The 21,942-nt window shown below is 73.5% G+C and carries 18 protein-coding genes; 10 read left to right on the top strand and 8 right to left on the bottom strand.

The annotated features are described in order from the left end of the window. Positions 1-73 precede the first annotated feature (73 nt). The gene (locus ACFXGI_RS15035) at positions 74-1,288 is read left to right on the top strand and encodes an MFS transporter (protein ID WP_384706278.1); all 1,215 of its coding nucleotides are present in this window, start codon (positions 74-76) and stop codon (positions 1,286-1,288) included. Then, on the top strand, positions 1,288-2,355 hold the full coding sequence (locus ACFXGI_RS15040) for a sugar ABC transporter permease (protein WP_384706018.1): 1,068 nt from the start codon (positions 1,288-1,290) through the stop codon (positions 2,353-2,355). Before ACFXGI_RS15035 ends, ACFXGI_RS15040 begins: the two co-directional genes overlap by 1 nt. A gap of 6 nt (positions 2,356-2,361) precedes the next feature. Here ACFXGI_RS15040 and ACFXGI_RS15045 read toward each other — a convergent pair whose 3' ends face one another. Then, a complete protein-coding gene (locus tag ACFXGI_RS15045) occupies positions 2,362-3,543 on the bottom strand; it encodes an acyl-CoA dehydrogenase family protein (protein WP_384706020.1) in 1,182 nt (393 codons plus the stop codon). 120 nt (positions 3,544-3,663) lie between these two features. On the opposite strand from ACFXGI_RS15045, the gene ACFXGI_RS15050 reads away from it, so the two are divergent. The 3 genes from ACFXGI_RS15050 to ACFXGI_RS15060 all read left to right on the top strand — a co-directional run bounded on the left by ACFXGI_RS15050 (position 3,664) and on the right by ACFXGI_RS15060 (position 7,999). Further along, on the top strand, positions 3,664-5,508 hold the full coding sequence (locus tag ACFXGI_RS15050; protein ID WP_384706022.1) for a CoA transferase: 1,845 nt from the start codon (positions 3,664-3,666) through the stop codon (positions 5,506-5,508). Then, a complete protein-coding gene (locus ACFXGI_RS15055; protein ID WP_384706024.1) occupies positions 5,505-7,202 on the top strand; it encodes a class I adenylate-forming enzyme family protein in 1,698 nt (565 codons plus the stop codon). Before ACFXGI_RS15050 ends, ACFXGI_RS15055 begins: the two co-directional genes overlap by 4 nt. A gap of 65 nt (positions 7,203-7,267) precedes the next feature. Then, a complete protein-coding gene (locus tag ACFXGI_RS15060) occupies positions 7,268-7,999 on the top strand; it encodes a DJ-1/PfpI family protein (RefSeq protein WP_384706026.1) in 732 nt (243 codons plus the stop codon). 63 nt (positions 8,000-8,062) lie between these two features. Here ACFXGI_RS15060 and ACFXGI_RS15065 read toward each other — a convergent pair whose 3' ends face one another. From ACFXGI_RS15065 to ACFXGI_RS15080, 4 genes are all read right to left on the bottom strand, one after another. Next, complete coding sequence (locus ACFXGI_RS15065) at positions 8,063-8,881, bottom strand: ABC transporter substrate-binding protein (protein ID WP_384706028.1); 819 nt, start codon at positions 8,879-8,881, stop codon at positions 8,063-8,065. Then, positions 8,839-9,717 carry a metal ABC transporter permease gene (locus ACFXGI_RS15070; protein WP_384706030.1) on the bottom strand — a complete coding sequence of 293 codons (879 nt, stop codon included), beginning with the start codon at positions 9,715-9,717 and terminating at the stop codon, positions 8,839-8,841. Before ACFXGI_RS15070 ends, ACFXGI_RS15065 begins: the two co-directional genes overlap by 43 nt. Continuing rightward, entirely contained in the window at positions 9,714-10,349 is a 636-nt protein-coding gene (locus ACFXGI_RS15075) for an ATP-binding cassette domain-containing protein (RefSeq protein ID WP_384706032.1), read from the bottom strand. The genes ACFXGI_RS15070 and ACFXGI_RS15075 overlap by 4 nt, the downstream gene beginning before the upstream one ends. Positions 10,350-10,449: 100 nt before the next feature. Further along, positions 10,450-11,130: a DUF4389 domain-containing protein gene (locus tag ACFXGI_RS15080; protein WP_384706034.1), complete on the bottom strand. Its 681-nt coding sequence runs from the start codon at positions 11,128-11,130 to the stop codon at positions 10,450-10,452. 164 nt (positions 11,131-11,294) lie between these two features. Here ACFXGI_RS15080 and ACFXGI_RS15085 point away from each other — a divergent pair, with 164 nt between their 5' ends. Further along, a complete protein-coding gene (locus ACFXGI_RS15085) occupies positions 11,295-12,275 on the top strand; it encodes a GlxA family transcriptional regulator (RefSeq protein WP_384706036.1) in 981 nt (326 codons plus the stop codon). Positions 12,276-12,412: 137 nt separating this feature from the next. Further along, positions 12,413-13,060, top strand: coding sequence for an isochorismatase family protein (locus ACFXGI_RS15090; RefSeq protein ID WP_384706038.1), 648 nt, complete (start codon positions 12,413-12,415; stop codon positions 13,058-13,060). A gap of 61 nt (positions 13,061-13,121) precedes the next feature. Here the strand turns inward: ACFXGI_RS15090 and ACFXGI_RS15095 are convergent, their stop codons facing one another. Then, a complete protein-coding gene (locus ACFXGI_RS15095; RefSeq protein ID WP_384706040.1) occupies positions 13,122-13,535 on the bottom strand; it encodes a hypothetical protein in 414 nt (137 codons plus the stop codon). A gap of 101 nt (positions 13,536-13,636) precedes the next feature. Next, the gene (locus ACFXGI_RS15100; RefSeq protein ID WP_384706042.1) at positions 13,637-17,128 is read right to left on the bottom strand and encodes an ALF repeat-containing protein; all 3,492 of its coding nucleotides are present in this window, start codon (positions 17,126-17,128) and stop codon (positions 13,637-13,639) included. Positions 17,129-17,641: 513 nt separating this feature from the next. On the opposite strand from ACFXGI_RS15100, the gene ACFXGI_RS15105 reads away from it, so the two are divergent. From ACFXGI_RS15105 to ACFXGI_RS15115, 3 genes are all read left to right on the top strand, one after another. Then, the gene (locus ACFXGI_RS15105; RefSeq protein WP_384706044.1) at positions 17,642-18,160 is read left to right on the top strand and encodes a hypothetical protein; all 519 of its coding nucleotides are present in this window, start codon (positions 17,642-17,644) and stop codon (positions 18,158-18,160) included. 27 nt (positions 18,161-18,187) lie between these two features. Next, complete coding sequence (locus ACFXGI_RS15110) at positions 18,188-19,813, top strand: trypsin-like serine protease (RefSeq protein WP_384706046.1); 1,626 nt, start codon at positions 18,188-18,190, stop codon at positions 19,811-19,813. A gap of 96 nt (positions 19,814-19,909) precedes the next feature. Further along, complete coding sequence (locus ACFXGI_RS15115; RefSeq protein ID WP_384706048.1) at positions 19,910-21,490, top strand: FG-GAP-like repeat-containing protein; 1,581 nt, start codon at positions 19,910-19,912, stop codon at positions 21,488-21,490. A gap of 73 nt (positions 21,491-21,563) precedes the next feature. On the opposite strand, the gene ACFXGI_RS15120 is transcribed toward ACFXGI_RS15115, so the two are convergent. Continuing rightward, positions 21,564-21,914, bottom strand: a complete 351-nt coding sequence (locus ACFXGI_RS15120) for a hypothetical protein (protein ID WP_384706050.1) — start codon at positions 21,912-21,914, stop codon at positions 21,564-21,566. Positions 21,915-21,942: the final 28 nt, after the last annotated feature.

Below are 21,942 nucleotides of genomic sequence, written 5' to 3' on the forward strand. Positions count from 1 at the left end.
GCCGCGGGAACCCGGTGGTTCACCGCCGCGACTCCTGCCCTGGACCGAAATGACGGCCACGGGAACGGAGTCGATGGTGGGGGAGCGGACGGCATCGCCGAAGACGGCGGAGGCAGGCGCGGAGGGCCGGCTGACGACGTTGCTCACCGGCGCCATGGCCTTCTCGATGCTCCAGCTGTTCCTGCTCGGCGCGTTCGGACCACGCCTCGTGGACGAGCTGGGGGTCTCGCCGACGACCCTCGGCCTGACGACCGCCGTCGGCTTCGCGGCGGCGGCCGTGCTCTCGCCGGTCGGCGGGCGCATGGTGGACCGGACGGGCCCGCGCCGCTCCCTCGTCGTCCTGCTGCTGGTGTCCGCGGCCGCGCTGGCACTGATCGGCGCCGCGCCCGGCCCCCGGTTCCTCCTCGCCGCCGTGGCGCTGGGCGGACTGCCGCAGGCGCTCGCCAATCCCGCGACCAACAAGGCGATCCTGGCCGCCGTCCCGCCCGTCCGGCGCGGGGCGGTGACCGGGATGAAGCAGTCGGGAGTCCAACTCGGGGCATTCGCAGCCGGGTTGCCGCTGGCGGCGCTGGCCGGCGGTGTCGGCTGGCGCGCGGCCGTGTGGACGGCCGCCGCCGCGGCCGCGCTGTGCGCGCTCTGGGCCCATCGCGCCCTGCCGGCCGACCCGTCGGTGAAGGCGGCGATGGTGCGCGCCTCGCTCGTCCCGCGGGGCGCCATCGCCTGGCTGGCCGTCTTCTCCCTCTTCCTGGGGTGCGCCATCGCCTCGGTCAACACGTACGTGGCCCTCTTCGGCGCCCAGAGGCTCGGCATGGGGCCGACGGCGGCCGCGGCCCTGGTGGCGGTCCTCGGCGTCGCGGGCATCGCCGGCCGGGTGGGCTGGTCGAAGGCGGCCCGGCCCGGGCGTGCCGAGTGGCTGCCCGGCGCTCTGTCGGCAGGAGCGGTGGCGGCCGCCTGCCTGCTGGCCGCGGCGCTGTACGTGCCGCCGCTGGTCTGGGTCGCCGCCGTCGCGGTCGGGGTGTTCGCCGTGTCCGGCAACGCCGTCTCGATGGTGCTCGTGATGCAGCGGGCCGCCCCGGGCCGGGCGGGCCAGGACTCCGCGCTCGTCGCCGCCGGGTTCTTCGCCGGATTCGCGGTCGGGCCGCCGCTGTTCGGGCGGCTGGCGGAAGCGGGCCGTTACGGGCCGGGCTGGCTGCTGGTCGCCGCCGAGTTCGCCGTGGCCGCCGCCGTCGCCACGACCTGGGCCGTACGGGAACGGCGGCGCGGCGCGCGTTCGGAGGTCCCGGCGTGATGCTGCGGACATCCCGTGACTGGGCCGGGCGGGCGCTGGCCGACGTACTCGACCGGGCCGCCGCCACCCGTACCGAGACCGGCGACCGGTTCCCGCTGTACGCCGACCCCGACACCGGCCGCTGGACGACCACCGGCCGCGGTGCGTGGACCGGCGGGTTCTGGGCCGGACTGCTGTGGCTGCGCGCCCGGCACACCGGGGACGCGGCCGACCGGGCGGCCGCCGCCGCGTGCACGGCGCGGCTGGCCGGCTGGGTCGAGGCCGACACCGCGACACGCGGGCTGATCCTCTGGTACGGGACGGCGCTCGCGTCCGGTGATCCCGGGGCCCGCGAGCTGCGGACCCGGGCGGCCGGGGCCGCTCTCGCCGCGCTGGACCCCGAACTCGGCCTGGTGCCCTGGGGATCGGCCTTCGGCGGCCCCCGGCTGCTGGCCCGCGTGGACGGCGTACCGGGCATGGTGGCGCTGCTCGCCGCCGGGGGGCCGGAAGGCGAACGGGCCGCCGCCTCCCACCTCCACCGGCACCTCGACCTGTGCCTCGGAGCGGGCGGACGCACCGCACCGGCCTGGGAGTTCGACCCCCGGGCGGGCTGGCGGGCGTACGAGGAGCCGCCGGCCGGCTGGAGCCGGGGCAGCGCCTGGCTGCTCCTGGCGGTGGCCGACGCCCTGCACCGTCCCGAAGTCGCCCGCGGCGCCCCGGACCGGCTCGAAGCCGCGGCGGAGCGGCTGGCCGACGTGTGGACCCGGCCCTGCACCCCGCTCGTCCCATCGGCGGACGAGGCGCGGCCGGCCGGGCCGCTGGACACGTCGGCCGCCGCCATCGCGGCCGTCGCGCTGCTGAAACTCGCCGCCGTGCCGGGCTGCCGGGCCGCTTCGCAGTACGCGTACCGGGCAGCGGCCATCCTGGAGCGGCTGGTGGGCGAGCACCTGACCCGGGGCATGCTGCTGGACGGCTGCTACGACGCCGGGAAGGGCATCGCGGTCCGGCACGAGCTCGTGTGGGGCGACTTCTTCCTGGCACTCGGCCTGGCGGCGCTGACCGGGCTCGCCGACATCAGGGAGATCTGACACCCGCTACGTTTCGTCGTGCTCGTAGGTCTCGGACTTCTCGTACGTACGGAGGACCCGGCGGGCCACCGAGGTGACGTGGAGTTCGTCGGGGCCGTCGAGGATGCGGGCGGCGCGGCCGGTGCGGAAGAGCGCCGGGAGCGGGGTGTCGGGGCCGAGCCCGGCCGCGCCGTGCACCTGGATGGCCGCGTCGGCGACCTGCTGGAGCATCCGGGCCGCGGCGACCTTGGCCAGTCCCACCTCCACGTGCGCGTCCAGCCCGGCCGCGATCCTGGCCGCGGCCTCGTGGACCAGCGGGCGGGTGGTGCGCAGCGCGAGCAGCGCCTCGAAGACGTGGCTCTGCACGAGCTGGTGGCCGGCCAGCGGACCGCGGGATCCCGTACGGGAGTTGGCGCGCAGGCACATCAGATCGAAGGCGCGCTGGGCCTGGCCGAGCCAGCGCAGGCAGCGCAGGGTGCGGCCCAGCTGCAGCCGCTCCGCGGCGATGGACAGGGCCTGTCCGCGCGGGCCGAGGAGCTGGTCGGCGTCCACCGGGACCCGGTCGAAGTCGATCTCCCACTGGCCGCAGGCCCCGAACACGGGCAGTTCGCGTACGACGCGGAAACCGGGGGAGCCGGTGGGGACCACCAGGAGGGAGAGGCCCTCGCGGTCTCCCGGCTCCCCGTCGGTCCGGGCGAGGACGGTCACCAGATCGGCCCCGGCCGCTCCCGAGACGAACCACTTGCGGCCGCTGACGCGCCAGCCGCCGTCGGGCCGTTCCTCGGCGCGGGTCGCGGTACGCAGCGGTTCGGTGCCCGGGGTGTCCGGTTCGGTCATGGCATAGCAGGCGCGCAGTTCCCCTGCGGCCAGCCGCGCGGGGTACTCCTCGCGGATCCGGTGGCTGCCGTGCTTCCACAGCATGGCCGCGTCGAGCAGGGACGCGGAGCCGAGGGCCGCCGGCCCGTGGTCGCTCGCCCCCTCGGCCTCGGCGAGCGCGGCGTACTGCGCGAAAGGGAGCCCCTGGCCGCCGAGTTCGGCGGGGAGCGGCAGCGCCCAGAGGCCCTCCTGCTTCGCCCGGGCCCGCAACTCCCGCAGGGCCGCGGCGGCCCCCGGGCCGCCCGCGTCGAGTACGGGCTCGCAGGGCATGACCCGGCTCCGGACGAAGTCCGCGACCCGGTCCCTCAATGCGTCTTCGTGGCTCTGCACCACTTTCCTCCAACGTGCCGGGAACCCGTGGGAACGGCAGTCCGACTGCCTTTCCGAGGAGCTGGTCGGGTGCGCACCCGTCCTGGTTCCCCCGCGTCGCGCACATCCGAGAAGAGGAGAGGCATGGCTTCACCAGCCGTCACCCGCACGGTCCGGCCGCTCGAAGGACTGCACCTCGCCACCTCGGGACCGCACGGGCCGACCGGCCCGGCCCTGGAGCACCTCAGGCTCTTCGGCGCGTTCACCCGAGCCGAAGCCGAAGCCGAAGCCGGGACCGGGACCGGGGCGAGACCGGAGCAGGCCGGGCCCCGCGACGGCCGTGCGCCGGCCCAGATCTTCCTGTCCGGCGCCGACTTCGACCGGCAGGAGGCGACCGTCCGCTGGTCGGCGCACCCCGCGAGCGGCATGACCGACGAGGCCACCGTCCAGGCGGCCACCGGCATCATGGCCGTGCACGGGCGGCGCGACGGCGCACCCCGCGGCCTGGCCGTGGACTTCGCGGCCACCGCCACGGGCGTACTCGCCGTACAGGGGATGCTCGCCGGACTGCTGGCCCAGGCCCGCGGCGGCCAGGCGGTCGGGGTGACCACGGGCGCGGACCGGGCCGGACTGCTGGCGGTGTCCCAGTATCTGGCCGCGGCCGGGGCAGATGAGGGCGAAGCCGCCGAACTCGCCCCGGGAGGTCCCCCGTTCACCTCAGCCGACGGCATCCTCTTCGAGCTGGAGACCCTCGACCCGGGTGCCTGGGCCGCGTTCTGGCAGGCCCTGGAAGCCCCCTTCGGCGCCGTGCGTGCCGGGTGGCGGCCGTTCCAGTTCCGGTACGCCACCGCCTGCGCCCCCTTCCCGGCGGCCCTGCACACCACGGCCCGTACGCACACCTGGCGGCGGATCGAGGAGGCGGCCGCGGCATGCGGCGCCGAGGTCTGCCGCCTGCGCACCCTCGCCGAACGCGCCGCCGAGCACGATGGCGCCGCACCCTGGTCCCTCAGCCCGTACGGATTCGGCCACCACGCGGGCCCTCACCGCAACCCCGGGGCTCCCACGCCCTCCCGGCCGCTGGCCGGGCTGACCGTGCTCGAAGCGGGCCGCCGGATCCAGGCCCCCCTCGCCGCCCACCTGCTGGGCCTCCTCGGCGCCGATGTCGTGCGGATCGAGCCCCCGGGCGGCGACCCGCTGCGCGGGATGCCGCCCGCCTGCTCCGGAATCTCCGCCCGCTGGCTCGCGCTGAACCGCGGCAAGCGGGCCGTCGAGGTGGACATCAAGTCGGTCGCCGACCGCCGCCGCCTGCGCCAGATGGCCGCCGGGGCCGACGTCTTCCTGCACAACTGGGCCCCCGGCAAGGCAGCCGCGCTGGGCCTCGACTCGGCCCATCTGGCCGCCGTGAACCCCGCGCTCGTCTACGCGTACACGGGTGGCTGGGCGGGCCGGATCCCCGGCGCCCCGATGGGTACGGACTTCATGGTGCAGGCCCGCACCGGCGTCGGCGAAGCCGCCCGGCCGCAGGACGAGCCGCCCGCCCCCTCCCTGATGACCCTGCTCGACGTACTGGGCGGACTCCTGGGCGCCGAGGCCGTACTGGCGGGGCTGCTCCTGCGGGAGCGGAGCGCAGGAGCGGGCGTCCGCGTCGACTCCTCGCTGCTCGGCGCCGCCGACGCCCTCACCGCCCCCGCCCTGCGCCGGGCGCTGCGCGGGCAGGATCCGCGCCGGCCGGCCGGCTTCCGGCGCCCCCTGCGCACCGCGGACGGATGGATCGCCCCCACCGACACCTGCGCGCCCGCGACCGCCGCGTACGACCTGCGCGACCTGCCCACCGCGGAAGCCCTGGCGCAGCTGCGCGCCCACGGCCTGTCCGCGACCGGCGTCACCGCCGATCCGGCCGACCTGCACCACGACCCGCGCTTCCCCGGCTCGATCAGCCGCGACGCGCACGGTGCCCCCGCCGTTCCCGACCCCTGGAGCTTCCTGTGACCGTCGCACTGCACGACCTGCTGCCCGCCGGACTCCGCCGCGGGTGGGCGGTGGACGGCACCTGTCCCGACCTCGACCTGTACAGCCTGTTCCGGGCCCGGCAGATCGCCGATCTGCACGCCACCGCCGTCATCGACGCCAAGGGCAAGCTCTGCTACACCGCGCTGGACCGCAAGGTGCGATGTCTGGCCGCCGGGCTTTCCGGCCTCGGCATACGGCCCGGCGAGGTGGTCGGCGTCCAGCTCCCCAACGGCCGCGGATCCGTCATCGCCGACCTGGCCCTGGCCGCCCTCGGCGCGGTGGCGCTGCCCTTCCCCGTCGGCCGGGGGAGTCTGGAGGCCGAAGCCCTGCTGCGCACGGCGGAGGCCGTCGCGGTCATCGCGGCCGCGGAACACCGCGGCACCCACCCTGCCGCCGAACTGCGCGCCCTGGTACCGGCCCTGCCGGGGCTGCGTCACGTCATCGCCGCGGGGCGGGTCGGCAGCGCGCCTGAAGGAACGATTCCGCTCACCGGGCTGCTGCGCTCCGACCCGGCCGCGTTCGTGCCCGCCCGGCCCGACCCCGACAGCGCCGCCCGCATCCTCGTCTCCTCGGGCTCGGAGGCGGAGCCGAAGATGGTCGCGTACTCGCACAACGCGCTCGCCGGGGGCCGGGGCAACTTCCTCGCCTCGCTCATGCCCGACGGGACCCCGCCGCGCAGCCTGTTCCTCGTACCGCTCGGGTCGGCGTTCGGGTCCAACGGCACCGCCGTCACGCTCGCCCGGCACGGCGGAACGCTGATCCTGCTCGACCACTTCACCCCGGAAGCAGCCCTCGCCGCCGTGCGCGAGCACCGGCCGACGCACGTCCTGGGCGTCCCCACGATGGTCCGCATGATGCTGGACCGGCTGGAGGCTCTCGGCCCCGACGCGGGCGAACTGCCCGCGCCCACCGCCCTGGTCCTCGGCGGCTCGGCCCTGGACGAGACCACGGCCGAGGACGCCGCCCGCGCCTTCGGCTGCCCGGTCGTCAACCTCTACGGCTCGGCCGACGGGGTCAACTGCCACACCGGCCTCGGGGAGGAAGCCCCCGAGGCCGACGCCACGGGGGTGGTGGCGGGCCGCCCCGATCCGCGCGTCGCGGACATCCGCATCGCCGACCCCGACACGCACGAGCGGCTCCCGGACGGGGAGATCGGCGAGATCATCGCCCGCGGCCCCATGACCCCGATGTGCTACGTCGCCTCCCCGGAGCTGGACGCCCGCTACCGCACCCCCGAGGGCTGGGTCCGTACCGGAGACCTCGGCCTGATCGACGAGGACGGGGTCCTGCACCTCGTCGGCCGCCTCAAGGACATCGTCATCCGCGGCGGGGCCAACATCAGCCCCGCCGAGGTCGAGCGGGAGCTCGCCTCGCACCCCCGCGTACGGGACGTGGTGTGCGTGGGCATCCCGGACCGGCTGATGGGCGAGCGCCTGGCGGCCTGCGTCGTACCGCGCGGCCCCGAGGCCCCGACGCTCGCCTCGCTGGGCGAGCATCTCACCCGCCGCGGGCTCGAACAGCGCAAGCACCCCGAGCGCCTGCTGGTGCTCCCGGAACTCCCGCTCACGCCGGCCGGAAAGCCCGACCGCGCCGCCCTGCGCGAGCGTCTCACGCGGTCCGCACCCTCCGCCCCCAGGCCGGCCCCCGCCGCTCCGCTCGCCCCCACGGGCTGACGGAACCGAAGAACACGACAGAACACGACAGAACACGACGCAACACGCAAGGACAGGACGATCGGATGAACCGCAGGAACCTCCTCCGCGCCTCCACCGCGATCGGCGCCGCGGCCACCGTGGCGGGCGCCGCCGCGGCGCCGGCCGCCGCCGCGACCCCGCGCCCCGCGGCGAGACCGGCCGGACCGCTGCGCGTGCACATCGTCATGTACGAGGGCGTGGAGGAGCTCGACTTCGCCGCCCCCTACGAGGTCTTCTCCGCCGCCCGCTTCTTCACGGACCGCCCCGTCGACGTCCGCTACGTCAGCACCTCCGGCCCCGGTCCCGTGCACGCCGCGTACGGGACGCAGGTCCAGGTCGAGCACGCCTGGGAGCCGCGTTCGGCGGACATCGTCCTCGTACCGGGCGGCGGATACGCGCGCCGCGACAGCCCCGGCGTGTGGGCCGAGATCCGGCGCGGCACGCTCCCGCGCGGCCTCGCCGCGGCCGTACGCCCCGGCCTCACCCTCGGCGCCGTCTGCACGGGCACCATGCTGCTGTCCGCCGCCGGACTGACCGGGAACCGCCCCTGCACCACCCACCACAAGGCGCGCCCCGACCTCGAACAGCAGGGTGGCCTGCTCAAGACCGCACGCGTGGTGGACGACGGCGACCTGGTCACCGCCGGGGGCATCACCTCCGGCCTGGACCTCGCCCTGTGGCTCGTCCGCCGGGAGCTCGGCGCCGACGCGGCCACGGGGGTGGAGGCGATGCTGGAGTACGAGGCCCGCGGCACGGTGTGGACGCAGCGGCCGTAGTCATACGAGGAGGGGCGGGAGAGCGGCCCGGTCGCTCTCCCGCCCCTCCTCGTGCGCCGCGGGTCAGGAACTGCCCATGGCCTTCTTCAGCTCGACCGCCGCATTGCGGTACACCGGCAGCAAGTCGAGGTCCGCTCCGGGGTAGTTGACGATCTCGATCTGCCGGGCACCCGAGTCGGGCAGCACCGTCCCGGTCGACATGTGGGCATTGTCCAGGACCAAGGCGGGCTTCTTGCCGGAGAGTTCGGCGAGCTGCGCCGGGGTGACCGCCTCCGGTCCGTACGTGCCGACCGGCGCGGCCCCGGCCAGCTTCGCGGACCAGGTGGTGAACACCTGGCTGACGACGGCCGGGCTCTTCCCGCCCGGCCAGGAGCCCTGGACGTCCTTCGCGAGCTTGGCGTACTCGGTGTCGAACGACGCCGTCCACCGCGCGGCGGCTTCCTCGGTGCCGAACAGCTTGCCCAGCTTGGCCACTTCCGCCCTGACCTTGTCGGCGTCGTTGTCGAGGTTCACCTCGACCAGTTCGGCCTTCGAGCCGGCCGCCTCCTTGATCTTCGCCGCGTACGGCTCGAAGGGCGCGTAGAGCACGAAGTCGGCCTTGCCCACGGCGGCGAGGTCGGAGGGCTTGGGGTCGTAGTCGGGGGCGTGGTGCACCGACTGCGGAACGATCACCTTGACCTCCTCGGCGCCGGCGGCCTTGGCGAAGGCGCCCTCCCAGGTGGTGGTGACCACGACGACCGGTTTCCCGACGCGGGGGCCGGTCGTGCCGTTCTTCGAAGCGGTGTCGGCGTTGCCGCCGCCGTCTCCGCAGCCGCTGACGAGGGCCGTCAGTGCCGCGCTCAGTGCGAGGAGGGAAGCGAGTCGGACGCGGGTGCGCGCCATGTGCTGATGCTCCGTTCGGGGATGAGATGGACCGCGAGGACGAGCGCCCCCGCGGTGAGGACGAGGACGGGCCCCGGGGGCCAGTCCAGCCGCAGGGCGACGAGGAACCCGGTCAGGTTCACGGCCACCCCGATGCCGACCGCCCACAGGGTGATCGACCGCAGCGAGGTGCCCAGGCGGCGAGCCGCGAGCGCCGGAAGCAGGGTGAGGGCGTCGACGAGCAGCGCCCCGGTGAGCTTGATCGCCCCGGCGACCGCGACCGCGACCAGGACCAGCAGTACGGCGGTCAGCGCCCGCACCGGGACCCCCGAACACTGGGCCAGCTCCCGGTCGTACAGCAGCAGGGCCACATCGCGCCGCCGCCACCAGAACAGCCCCGGGACGAGGGCCGCCAGCGCGCCGAGCACCACGAGATCGGCGGTGCCCACGGACAGGATCGAGCCCCACAACAGGGCGAACGCACCGGAGGCGTTGACCCCCGACACGGCCAGGACGAGCAGCGCGGCCGCGATGGCCAGGCTCATCAGCAGGCCCATCGCCCCGGACAGCCCGTCCGGGGTGCGGGCGAGCGGGGCCACTCCCGCCCCGGCCAGGGCGCACGCGACGAGCGCGCACAGCATCGGATCGAGCCCGGTCAGCAGCCCGACCGCGATGCCCAGCAGCGCGACGTGCATCATCGCGAAGCGCACCGGCATGATGTCGAGTCCGACGATGACCACGCCGATCACCGGCAGGCCGACCGCCGCCAGCAGCAGGGCGAAGCCCGCCCGCTGTACGGGGAGCAGCCCGAGCAGTTCGCCGAGGTCGGCACTGGCGAGGACGCCCGCGAGGATCACGCGACCTCCCGCAGCCGGCCCGCGGCCATTTCCAGTACGCGGTCGCAGCGCTGCGCGAGCGCCCGGTCGTGGGTCACCACGACGAGGGTCACCGGCAGCGCCGCCAGTACGTCCGCCGCCTCCTCCTGACCGCTGAAGTCCAGCGCGGCGGTCGGCTCGTCGGCCAGCAGTACCCCGGCCCCCGCGGCCACCGCTCCGATCGCCCGGGCCAGGTACATCCGCTGCAACTGCCCGCCGGACAGCGTGTGCAGCGGCCGGCCGAGCAGCGCGCCCACACCCAGCTTCCGTGCCGCTTCGGCGGCCTCGGCCGGTGCGCCGCCGCTGGCCAGCAGTTCGTCCCCGAGGAGCGGGAAGCGGCCGGCCGCCGGCTTCTGCGGGATCCAGGCGCAGCAGCGCCGCCGCCAGGCCCATTCGGCGGCCGAGCCGGTGCCGCGGCCGCCGACCGTGATGCTGCCGGACATCTGGCGGTGCAGCCCGAGGACCGCGCGCAGCAGCGTGGTCTTGCCCGAGCCGTTGGTCCCGGTCAGCGCGACGCGCTCGCCCGCCGCGATCTCCAGGTCCACGTCGGCGACCGCCTCGATGCGGCCGTGGCGGCAGGCGACCCCCCGCATGCGTACGTCCAGCCCGCCCATCCGTCGCCCTCCCTTCGTCCGGTGCCGGGTGGCTCCCCGCACACGGAGGTGGTCGGACGAAGGCGCGTCCCGGTTCCGGCGGAGACGGACCGAGTTCGGTTCACGGTGAGGGGGCCGGGGCCTCGGCCGGGGCGGGCGCCGGGTCGTCGCCGCCCTGGTCGAGCCGGAACGGCGGGTACTCGTCCGTCATCAGCGCGGCGTACGCGGCGACGCGCAGCACCCACCGGTGCAGCCCCACGATCAGCTCGAACAGGCCGCGCGGGTACGTGGAGGTGAAGGCCAGTGCCACCGCCGCGAAGAGGGCCAGCAGCATGATCAGACCGCCGCCCCCGCACCAGCCGTGTCGCATGGCGCCGGTGAAGAAGGCGATGATCAGGTAGTGCGGGATGGCCAGCAGCCACCACTTCACCAGGACCAGGGGCCGCGACAGGCGCTCCGGATAGGCGATCTCGAGGCGTGCCGGGTAGCCGGGCTCGGGGCCCAGGCTGAACGGGGGGTACCGGTCGGTGCCGAGGGCGCCGTACGCGTAGTACGAGACCCGCCACGACCAGCGGAGCACGCCGACGTTGAAGTCGAACAGGCCGCGCGGGTAGCGCTCGGTGAACAGGATCGCGAAGAAGGCGATCACGCTGACCACGATGAAGGCGATCCACAGGAAGAACAGCACGATGTAGTGCGGGATCACCAGGATCCACTTGACCAGCCAGAGCCAGCGCGACAGCGGAGTGTCGAGGTCGGCGCCCACCCTGACCGAGCGGCACCGAGAAGTGTTCGCGGACATGATTGCGTCACCGTCCCGTGTCCGGCGTCGTGAGCCCCCCGGGACCTTGTCGTCCTCACCATCATCCGCGCGGTACGGGACATGCTCCAGTCGGCATCCGATGTGTCCGGATGTGACAGAGAGCCGTCATTGCAGACATCTGCCGGTCCGGCCAGGATGGACGCATGTCCACGCCCCATCGCGTAGTGATCGCGGTCTTCCCCGATGTCGACCTGCTCGACGTCACCGGCCCCGCCGAGGTCTTCGCCCTCGCGAGCCGGGAGGCCGGGCGACGGCTGTACGACGTACGCCTGGCGGGCCCGGACGGGGGTCAGGTCACCACCTCGGCCGGCGTCCGGCTGGTCACCGACCTCTCCTTCGGCGAGGTCGGTGCCGCCGTGGACACCCTGGTGGTGCCCGGCGCCGTGGAGCCGACGGAGCACGGCCCGGTCGCGCGGGTCGACGAGGCCGTGGTGCGGTGGGTCGCCGCCACCGCCCCGCACGCCGGGCGCGTGGCCTCGGTGTGCGTCGGCGCCCACCTGCTGGCGGCGGCCGGCCTGCTGGACGGGCGACGGGCCACCACCCACTGGTCCACGGCCCGCCAGCTGGCGGCCGAGCACCCCCGGGTTGAGGTCGACCCGGACCCGATCTTCGTCCGGTCGGGCCGGGTGTGGACCGGGGCCGGGATCAGCGCCTGCATGGACCTGACGCTGGCCCTGGTGGCCGAGGACCACGGCGAGGAACTGGCCCTCGCGGTCGCCCGGCAGCTGGTCATGTACCTCAAGCGGCAGGGCGGCCAGAGCCAGTTCAGCGTGCCGCTCAGCCGACCGGCCGCCGCCCGCCGGGACATCGACGCCCTGCGGGTCCACATCGCCGAAAACCTCGGCGCGGACCTGTCGGCGGCCGCGCTCGCGCAGCGGATGAGCCTGAGCGAGCGCCATTTCGCCCGTACGTTCCGCAAGGAGCTGGGCACCAGCCCCGCCGCCTACGTGGAGGCCGTACGGGTGGAAGCCGCCCGCCGGCTGCTGGAGACCACCGACCAGCCGCTCGAGCAGGTCGCCGCGGCGGCGGGCCTGGGCTCGGTGGAGACCCTGCACCGGGCCTTCCGCAAGCAGATCGCCACGACCCCGGCCGCGTACCGCCGCCGCTTCCGCACCGCCCACTGACCGTCCGGACCCACTGGCCGTCCAGCCCCGCCGACCGTCCAGCCCCGCCGACCGTCTCGACCCGCCGACCGCCCGGCGCGACCGCGCGCCGGAGCGCGGCTTCGCCGTGCCCGTTTCCCACAGAAGGACGATCCGCCATGTCTGCATCCACCGCATCCACCGCATCCGCCGCATCCACCGCATCCAACCCCTCCACCACCCTGCGCGACGTGATCGGCCTGCCGGGCACGCTGCCCCGCCTGGCCGACTCCGTCCTGATCATGGTCGACTTCCAGAACACCTACCGCTCCGGCGTGATGGCCCTGGAGGGCGCCGAAGAGGCCCTGGCGGCGGGTGCCCGGCTGCTGGCCGCGGCCCGGGAGGCCGGCGCGCCGGTCGTCCACATCGTCAACGACGGCGGCGAGGGGACCCCGTACGACATCCGGGCCGAGATCGGTGCCATCAGCGCCGAGGTCGCGCCGCGCGAGGGGGAGCCGGTCGTGGTCAAGCAGGTCCCGAACGCCTTCCACGCCACCGAGCTGGAGAAGACCCTCCGGCAGCTGGGCGCCGGCCCGGACCTGGTGATCGCCGGCTTCATGACCCACATGTGCGTCACGTTCACCGCCCAGGGCGCCTTCAACCTGGGCTACCGCCCGACGGTGGTCGCCGAGGCCACCGCGACGCGCACGCTCACGGCGCCCGACGGCACCCTGATCCCGGCCGCCACCCTCCAGGCGGCGAGCCTCACGACGATCGCCGACCTCTTCGCCCCGGTGGCCCCCACGGTCGACTCCCTCCCGGCCTGACCCCGAACGCAGGAGGGCCCCGGACCGAATGGTCCGGGGCCCTCCCGACGCGTGGCGCTGCTCAGCCGGATTTCCCGACGTTGCCCGTCAGCCTGGATTCCATGTAGACGCTCGTCAGCTCGCCCTGGGGAACGAGCAGCACTTTGAACCCGGCTTCCTTGGGGGTGACGAAGTCGACGTGGACGTCGTACCTGCCGGCCGGGTCGAGCTTGAGCTTGAACTGCTTCATGTGGTCCGCGTCAAAGGGCGGCCTCGTCGGCGACAGTGTCCTGTTGCCCACCACGGTCTCGCCCGCGTCCGGCCAGTGGATCGGATTGGTCCGATCCACGTGATGATCCGTGAGGTATTTCTCCACACAATCCTTGGGAGCCGTGAAACTCATCGCCAAGTCGATGCCCGGCGCGGACGACTGCCCCGAGAAAGTCATGTCCCGGGTCTCGCACGGAGGGAGTTCCAGTCGGAATGCCTTCAGCACGTGTTCGCGGCTCTCCTCGGCACACCCCGTGACGAAGGGGGCCGACAAGGTGGAAGCGACCACCAGAGCCCAGGCCGACCTGGAACGCCGACTCGCCATGACTAACCCACAATCGTGTCGTAGTGGTCGCCCTTGCTGCCGTGGATCTCGAAGTCACGAGCAAGGCCGAACCTGTGGAGCTCGGCGAAGTGACCGAGACTGATGCCGTAAAGGTCCTCGTCGTAGTCGAAGTTGTAGTCCTTGAAGACGTCGATGCGGGTGTCACCCTCGACGCGGGCCTTCCCTCCCTCGAGCTTCGTCATGGTGAGGGTGCCGGTCTGGCGGTAACGGAAGCCACGGAGCGCGAAGTTGAGATCGCGGTTGCCTTCGTCGAACTCACCCGAGTTCCACTTGGTGTCGAGGTTGATCCGGCAGGTCGTCCCCGGACCACCCGCGCAGCTCCGCAGAGCCGCTCCGAAATAGGTCTTCAGCGAGTCGCTGCGATCCTCGGACCACTTCTTCTCATTGATGATCTTGTCCATCTGGCCTGACGAAAGGTTGTACGGCTTGTCCGGCGAGGTCGTCCAGTAGCCGTACATCTCGCAGGCGAAGGGCCCGCCCCGCACGCACGTGGCGAGCTCTCCCGCGGCCAGGAAACCGAATTGCTTGTTCAACAGGACGTACTCCCACCAGTCGGCGGAATTGTACTTCGGGTGCTTCGCCTGGTCCGAACCGTGCTGACCGTTCTCTTCGGTGGTGGCCGGCCCGGCAGAAATACCGCCGCTGTTCGCGGCCGCCGCCTTGTACTCCTCCAGGGTCTTCTTCATCGCGATGTCCCGGGCGTCGACCGCGGCCTGGAGGGCGCCTGCGGCGTCCTTGCCCGCGGCGATGGCCGAGTCCATGGCGGATGCGGCCGACTGCTGGGCGGCAGCGGCGTACGAGGCTGCCCGGGAAGCCGAGTAGCGGGCCGAAACCGCCGAGGCGTCGGCCTGGCGGGCCGCGCTCTGGGCCTGCTGGGCCGCGCTGCGGGCCGTCTTGGCCGACTCCGCGGCCTGCTTGGCGTAGCCGTCGGCCTCGTTGGCGGACTTCTTCGCGGCCAGCGCGTAGCCCGCGGCCTCGTTCTTGTACCTCGTCGCTTCCAGCGCGGCCTTCTGCGCCTCCTCGGACGCGTCCTTGGCCCTGAGCGCCGCCGCCACCGCCTGCTGGGCGTTCTCGTTGGCCGTCGCCGCCACCTGAGCGGCCCCGGCGATGATGCCCTTGATGTTCGCGGCGTGCGCCGCCGCGTCCTGGTCGAGCTTGGCGGCCCGGTAGCGGCCGACGGTCACGAACTCGTGCAGCATGCCCGCCGAGCCTTCGAGGGCGACGAAGGCCGCCGCCTTGACCTGCGGTCCGGCAGTGGCGTCGGCCTTGAGCTGCAGCGCCGTGGCACGGTCGTCCTCCTCGCGCGCCGCGTACCAGCCGGTCTCCAGGAACTTGCCCAGTGCGTCGGCCGTACGCGCGTCGATGGCAGCCGTGGCCGCCTTCTTGACCTGCGCACCACCGGTGCTGGAGATCTGCAGGACCTTGACGCGGTTCTCCTCCATCCGAGCGTCGTACTGACCGGTCTTCAGGAACTTCGTGACGTCCGGGTACGAGCCCTTCAGCGACGTGGCCGCGGCCTGCCGCTGGGAGGCGGAACCCTGGTCGGCCATGGTGCTGACACGGGCCCAGTCGTCCTGCTCCTCGGCCTGCTTGCGCGAGGTCTTCAGCCATGCCTGGACCGCGGCGTCACTGCCCGTCAGGGCGGATTCGGCGGCCGCCTGCGTCCACGGGCCACCGGTGGTCACCAGCCGCATCGCGGCCGTACGGCCCTTGGTCGCCGCGGCCGCCGGGGCCACGCCCGGGGCGACGGCGTCCGTCAGCAGCTTGGTGGTCGCCGCGTCGCGCCGGGTGGACTCGATCCGATTGTCGGCGGCGTTGGCCGCCTGCTGCTGCTCCTGCTGCTTCGCCTCGGCCGCGGCACGGGCGAACTCCGCCTTCTGCGCTTCCAGCTGGGCGTCCTCGGCGGCGCGAGCGGTGTCGTAGACCTTGTCGGCCGCCGCCACGGCATCCGATGCCGTCTTCGCCGCCGCCACTGCCTCGCGGGCGTGCGCCGCCGACTTGTTGGCGTAGTCGACGGACTTGCCGGCCTGGGCCACGGCCTCGTCGGCCGCCTTGGCCGCCGCACGGGCGTGGGCAGCCGCCTCGTTCGCCGCCTTGTGCGCACCGCGAGCCGCGACGGCCGCCGTGTTCGCCAGGCGCTCCGCCGCGTTGGCCGCGTTGTTCGCGGTCGCCGCGGCGTTGCGGGCACGGGCCGCCGCCTCGGAGGCGCGCTGTGCTTCCGCAGCGGCGAGCCCCTTCTGGGCGCTGGCGTCCGCCGCCGCCGTCGCGGCGTCCGCGGCGTGCTGACCGGCGCTCGCCGCCGTACGCGCGGCACCGATCGCGCCTTCGAGGGCCTCGACGGCCTTCAGTACGGCGCTGGCCGCGTTCTGCGCGCCGTTCGCGGCGTCGCGTGCCTGCTCGGAGGCTTCACGCGCGGCCTTCGTCTGCGAGGCGTCCCGCGACGCGGCGGAGGCCGAGTCGTAGGCCCGGGCAGCGGCATTGCCCGCCGCCGCGGCGGCCGAGGCCGCCGAAGAGGCCGCGCTGGCCGCCGTACGCGCCGCGGATATCGCGGTGTTGGACGCGCGGATCGCGGTACGCGCCGCGTCCGCCGCGCCGCTGGCGGCCTTGGCCGCCGCGCGGGCCTTGGAAGCGGCCTCCGCCGAGGCCTCCTTGGCCGCCGCCGTCTCCCTCTTGGCTTCCTCCGCGGCCTTCTTCGCCAGGTCGGCGGCCTTCTCGGCCTGGGCGGCCGTCTCCTTGGCCGCCTCGGTCTCGGCCTTGGCCGTCTCACCGGCCTTCGTGGCCAGATCGGCGAGCTGCTGGACCGTCAGGGTCTCCTGGTCACGGGCGCGCGCGATGTGCTGCCCCTTCAGCAGGAACTCGTGCATGTCGGCGGCGGAGCCGCCCAGGGCCTCCTGCGCGGCCTTCTTGAGCTGTGGGCCCGCGGACGCGGAGATCTGGAGGATCTCCATCCGCTCGTCCTCCTCCGTGGCCGCGGGGCGGCCCTTGACGAGGAAGTCCATCAGGGCATCGCCCGTGCCCTTGTCGATCGCCTTGGTGCCGGCGTCGCGCACGGCGTCGCCCGCGCCGTTCATCGTCTGGAGAACGGCCATCCGCTGGTCTTCCACCAGCGCGTTCCGCCAGCCGGAGTCGAGGTAGGCGGCGAGCTGTGCGGGGGTGCCGCTCAGTGCGTCGTTGAGCCCCTTGCGGACCGAAGGCCCGCTCTCGTTCATCAGCCGCAGGGCCCTGGCCTGGTTGTCCATCTGGATCAGGTCGGGAGCCTGCTTCGACAGGAACTCGTGGACCGCGTCGTTCGACCCCGTCAGTACCTTCTCGGCCCCGGTCTTGGCCTCGTCCCCGCCGGAGCGCCACAGCGCGAACACCTGCGCGCGCTCATCGGGCGCCGCGGCGGCGGCCGGAGCCGCGTTCGCCGACGTGCCGAGCAGGCCCACGCCCATCGCGAGGGACAGGGCTCCCACGACCGAGGTGCGGGCCACTGCGCCGCCCCTCCGGCGAGGTGCCGGCCTCCCCCAAAAACGTCTGTCGCTTACCAGCACTTGGTCTCCCCGCAAATTCGATAATCGCGGCGGGTCGCACCGGACTTCTGGCCGGTCACCGCGATAGATGCACCGGCCATGTTCTCATCCGCGGATCGATGGAAGTGACGGGTGATGGATAGTCGCGGCGCGAACTAAAAGTGGAATATATTCATCCGGAAACTGTGAACACCCTTGTGGGCGAGGCAAGTTGACGTGCCGTCGGCATCTCTTCAACTTTCTTGAAATATGGGTCGGTTCGGGCTTGTTAACCAGCTCACACGCCCTCGGTTAGGTAATGGCAGGGTCAACTGATAGAAAGACGGTCGCCGTTCCGGAGCCGCAGCAGTGCGACAGGTGTGGCCGGCAGGGCAACTAGGGGGGAATGACGGGGATCCTGGTTCGCAGCCGGGCGGCCGACCGGCAGGCATTCGCCTGCCTCCCCGTCTCCCGGACATCTGAAAGAAGAAGCTCATGAAGCTCTCTCCTGCCGTGCTGCTCGCCGGTGCCCTTGTCGGAGTCGTCGCGACGACCGGCGTCGCCGTTGCCGTGGACGGGCGGGCCGGCGCCGCCACCCAGTCGGCGGCGGCCGACGGCATGCCCTCCGCCGTCGAGGACTTCAAGTACCCGCAGTCGGAGGCCGACGCGGCGCTCAAGGCGCGCGGGATCAAGCTCAAGAGCGGTGACGGGAACATCGTCTACACCGCGTGCGCCACCGAGCCCGACCCGAGCCGCATCGAGGTCTACAGCCACGCGGAGCCGAACGTCCCGTTCTGCTTCAAGGTCACCGGTGCGAACGGCGGCTCGCTGGTCGTGGAGCTCCCGCGCGTCTACGCGGTCCGCTCCTACGACTACAAGGTCCACGTCGACATGACCGTCGAAGAGGCCCAGGTCTCCTTCGACGTTCCCAAGAACGAGTGGGCCGGCGTCGGCAAGACCCTGGACCCGAAGAAGCGCGACCACGCCCTCGTGGCACTCAGCGCCTCCAAGTAGTCCGCCAGCGCACCGCTAAGGAACTCCATGCTCGACATGCGTCATCGGCGCTCCGTCCGCACGACCAGAACCGCCCTCGTCGCCACGGCCGCCGTGGCCGCGACGTTCCTGCCGGCGGGCGGCGCCGGGGCCGTGGCGGGCACTCCCGTCGCGGGAGGCCAGTACGCGTACACCGCCCGGCTCGCCATCGGCGAGGGGGACGACCGCCGCGGCTGCTCCGCCGTGCTGGTCGGCGCCCAGTGGCTGCTGGCCGCGGAAAGCTGCTTCGCCGCGGAGGCGGGCGGCCACGTGGGTGCCGGCAAGCCGTCCCTCAAGGCCACCGCCACTCTTGGTGCCAACACCCTCGAGGTCACCGAACTGGCGCCGCGCACCGACCGCGACCTCGTGCTCGCGAAGCTCGCGCGCCCGGTCACGGACGTCGCGCCCGCCAAGCTCGCCGCGGCCGCGCCGGCCCAGGGGACGGTCGTGACCGCGGCCGGCTTCGGCCGCACCAAGACCGAGTGGGTGCCGGGCAAGGTCCACACCGGCGCCTTCGACGCCGCCGCCGTCGGCGCCACGACCCTGGGCCTCAAGGGCAGGGGAGCCGGCGGCGACACCGTGTGCGAGGGCGACGCGGGCGGCCCGGCCGTCAACGGCAGCGGCGAGCTTGTCGCCGTCAACAGCCGCTCCTGGCAAGCGGGTTGCCTCGGCACCTCCGCCGCGGAAACCCGCCGCGACGCCGTCGCCGTCCGTACGGACGACCTCGGCGCGTGGATCCGGCAGACCACCAAGGTCACCCCGAACACGGCCGGTGGCCAGCAGATCACCGTCACCGCCGTCGGGACGTCGACGTATCTGGACGCCATGGCTTCGGACGGCGGCCTCAACCAGACGATCGGCGACTACGCCGCCGGAGTCTGGACCCCGCAGTGGAGCCGCGTGGACGGCGCCGGCATGACCTCGCTGACCAGCGCCACGGTCGACAACGTGGTCCGCGTCTTCGGGATCGGCCCCGGAGGCAAGGTGTTCGGGAAGGACTTCCACCCGGCCACCGGCCGGTGGGGCGCCTGGAACGAGGTGCCCGGCGGCGCCGAGGGGGCGACGGCCCTGACCGCGAGCGTGACCGGCCGGACCGTGCACCTGCAGATCATCGGCTCGGACCAGGCCATGCACACGATCGACGGCAACTACGCCACGGGGCAGTGGACGCCGACGTGGACGAAGATGGGCGGGGCCGGTCTGACCGGGCTCACCAGCACCACCGCCAACAATGTGGTGTACGTCTACGCCACCGGGCAGGGCGGCCGCGTCCTCGGCATCGACGCCGACTACAACGCCGGGCGCTGGAGCAACTGGTCCGAGGTGCCCGGCGGGGCCGCAGGCGTCAAGGGCCTGTCCGCGACCGCCACCGGCAGGACGGTCCACCTCCAGATCATCGGCTCCGACGACGCCCTCTACACAACGGACGGCGATTACAACCAGGGCCGGTGGACCGGCACCTGGACCCGGATCAACACCAAGCCGATCACGTCCGTCACCAGTGCCGTCGTGAACAACGTCGTGCACATCCACGCGATCGGCGCCGACGGCCGAGTGTGGGGCATCGACGCCGACTACAACACCGGCCGCTGGGGCCAGACGTGGCTCGAGGTGCCCGGAACCGTGGGTTCCTGACACTCCGCCGGCATCGCGTCCACCCGGCCGGCCATCGGCCGAGCACGCTCCCGGGTCCGTGCACACGGGCCCGGGACACCGATCTGAGGAAGAACCATGTCTGCAATCCGTCCACTTCGCGCACCGGCCGCCGGTGTCCTGGTGAGCGCCACCGCCGTCGTCGCGGGCCTCGTCCCGGGCGGCGCCGCGCAGGCCGCGGTCGGTACGCCGGCCGCCGACGGCCGGTACGCGTACACCGCCCGGCTCGCCATCGGCGAGGAGGCCGGCAGCCGGGCCTGCACCGCCACGCTGGTCGACCAGTGGTGGATCGCGACGGCCGCGAGCTGCTTCGCGAGCGATCCGCAGCAGCCGGGCGGGCTCGCCGCGGGCAAGCCCGCCGTCAAGGCGACCGTGACGCTGTCCGGCGGTCAGCGCACCGAGGTCACCGAGATCGCCCCGCGTGCGGACCGTGACCTGGTCCTGGCACGTCTGGCCGTCCCGGCGGTCGGGGCGACCACCGCCAAGCTCGCCACCACGGCCCCGGTCGCGGGCCGCGATGTCACCGCGGCCGGCTTCGGGCGTACCAAGACGGCCTGGGTGCCCGGCAAGCTGCACACCGCCGCCTTCGCCACCACCGCCGTGGACGCCACCACCATGGCCGTCACCGGCAAGGGCGCCGACTCCCTCTGCAAGGGCGACACCGGTGCCCCGGTCCTGAACACCGCAGGTGCGCTGACGGCCGTCGCCGCCCGGTCCTGGCAGGGCGGATGCCTCGGCACCGACCCGGCCGAGACCCGTACGGGCGCGGTCGCGGCCCGCGTCGACGACCTCGGCGAGTGGATCGGCCGTACCACCGCTCCCCGCCGCGCGGCGGCCAACGAGGCGGGCGGCAACGACCGCATCCGCTGGGCCGACTTCGACGGCGACGGCAAGGCCGACTACATCGGCGTCGCTGACAGCGGCGCGGTCTCGGTGTGGCTGAACAAGGGCGGCGACCCGGCCGGAGCGAACGGCTGGCAGCCCCTGGGCGTGGTGGCCACCGGCCTGACCAACGACCCCAACCGGGTCCGCTTCGCGGACTTCGACGGTGACGGCAAGGCCGACTACTTCCACATCAAGCCCGACGGCGCGGTCGAGGTGTACCTGAACAACGGCGGCGACCCGGGCAACGGCTGGAAGGGCCTCGGCCAGGTTGCCGCCGGGCTCGGCAACGACCCGAGCAAGGTCCGCTTCGCCGACTGGGACGGGGACGGACGCTCCGACTACCTCGCCTTCGACGACGGCGGCGGCGTCACCCCCTACCTCAACCGGGGCGGAGACCTGCCCGGCGGCCAGGGCTGGCCCTCACCGGGCAAGGTCACCACCGGGTCCAGCAGCGACCGCAACCGGGTCCGCTTCGCCGACAGCGACGGCGACGGCAAGGCCGACTACTTCCTGGTGAAGCCCAACGGGAACGTGGACCTGTACCTCAACCGCGGCGGCGACGTCGTACCGAACGACGGCTGGAAGGTCGTCGGCCGCATCGCGACCGGTCTGACCACCGACCACACCAAGGTCCAGTTCGTCGACTTCAACGCCGACACGCACGCCGACTACCTGCTCGCCGGCCCCGGCGGCAGCGCCTCCGTCTTCGCCTGGAACGGCGGCGACCCGGGCAACGGCTGGACCGACCTCGGGAAGGTCGCCAGCGGCACCTGAGCCGGCCGGCGGGACATTCCCCGCGTACGGAGGCCGGGCGTCCCGTCACGGGCGCCAGGCCTCCGGTGCGGCGTCAGTGGATGACGCTGAAGCTGCGCCAGGGGAGGCTGACCGGGGCCGTGACGTTCGACAGCGTGGTGGCGACGTAGATGCCATCGTTGCCCAAGGGCGTGCTGCAGTCCGCCGTCCGGTACAGCACGACGTCGACGAGGGTGTTGTTCTCCACGTGGGTGGCGCCCTTCGGGAGGGAGATCCTGTGGCATCCGTTCACCGAGGTGTTCGAGTAGCTCAGCTCCACCGGCGAGTCGTGGCCGCGGAACGTCAGCATGCCGACGGTGCTCCGGCCCAGGCCGGAGCAGGCGGTGGCGGTCAGCAGCAGTGCTGCGGCCGCGGTGATGACGCCGATACGCCGGCTGTGGGACATGGCGCGGTCCTCGTCTGTGCGGTGGTGA

Source organism: Streptomyces sp. NPDC059355 (assembly GCF_042752335.1).
Lineage (GTDB): Bacteria > Actinomycetota > Actinomycetes > Streptomycetales > Streptomycetaceae > Streptomyces.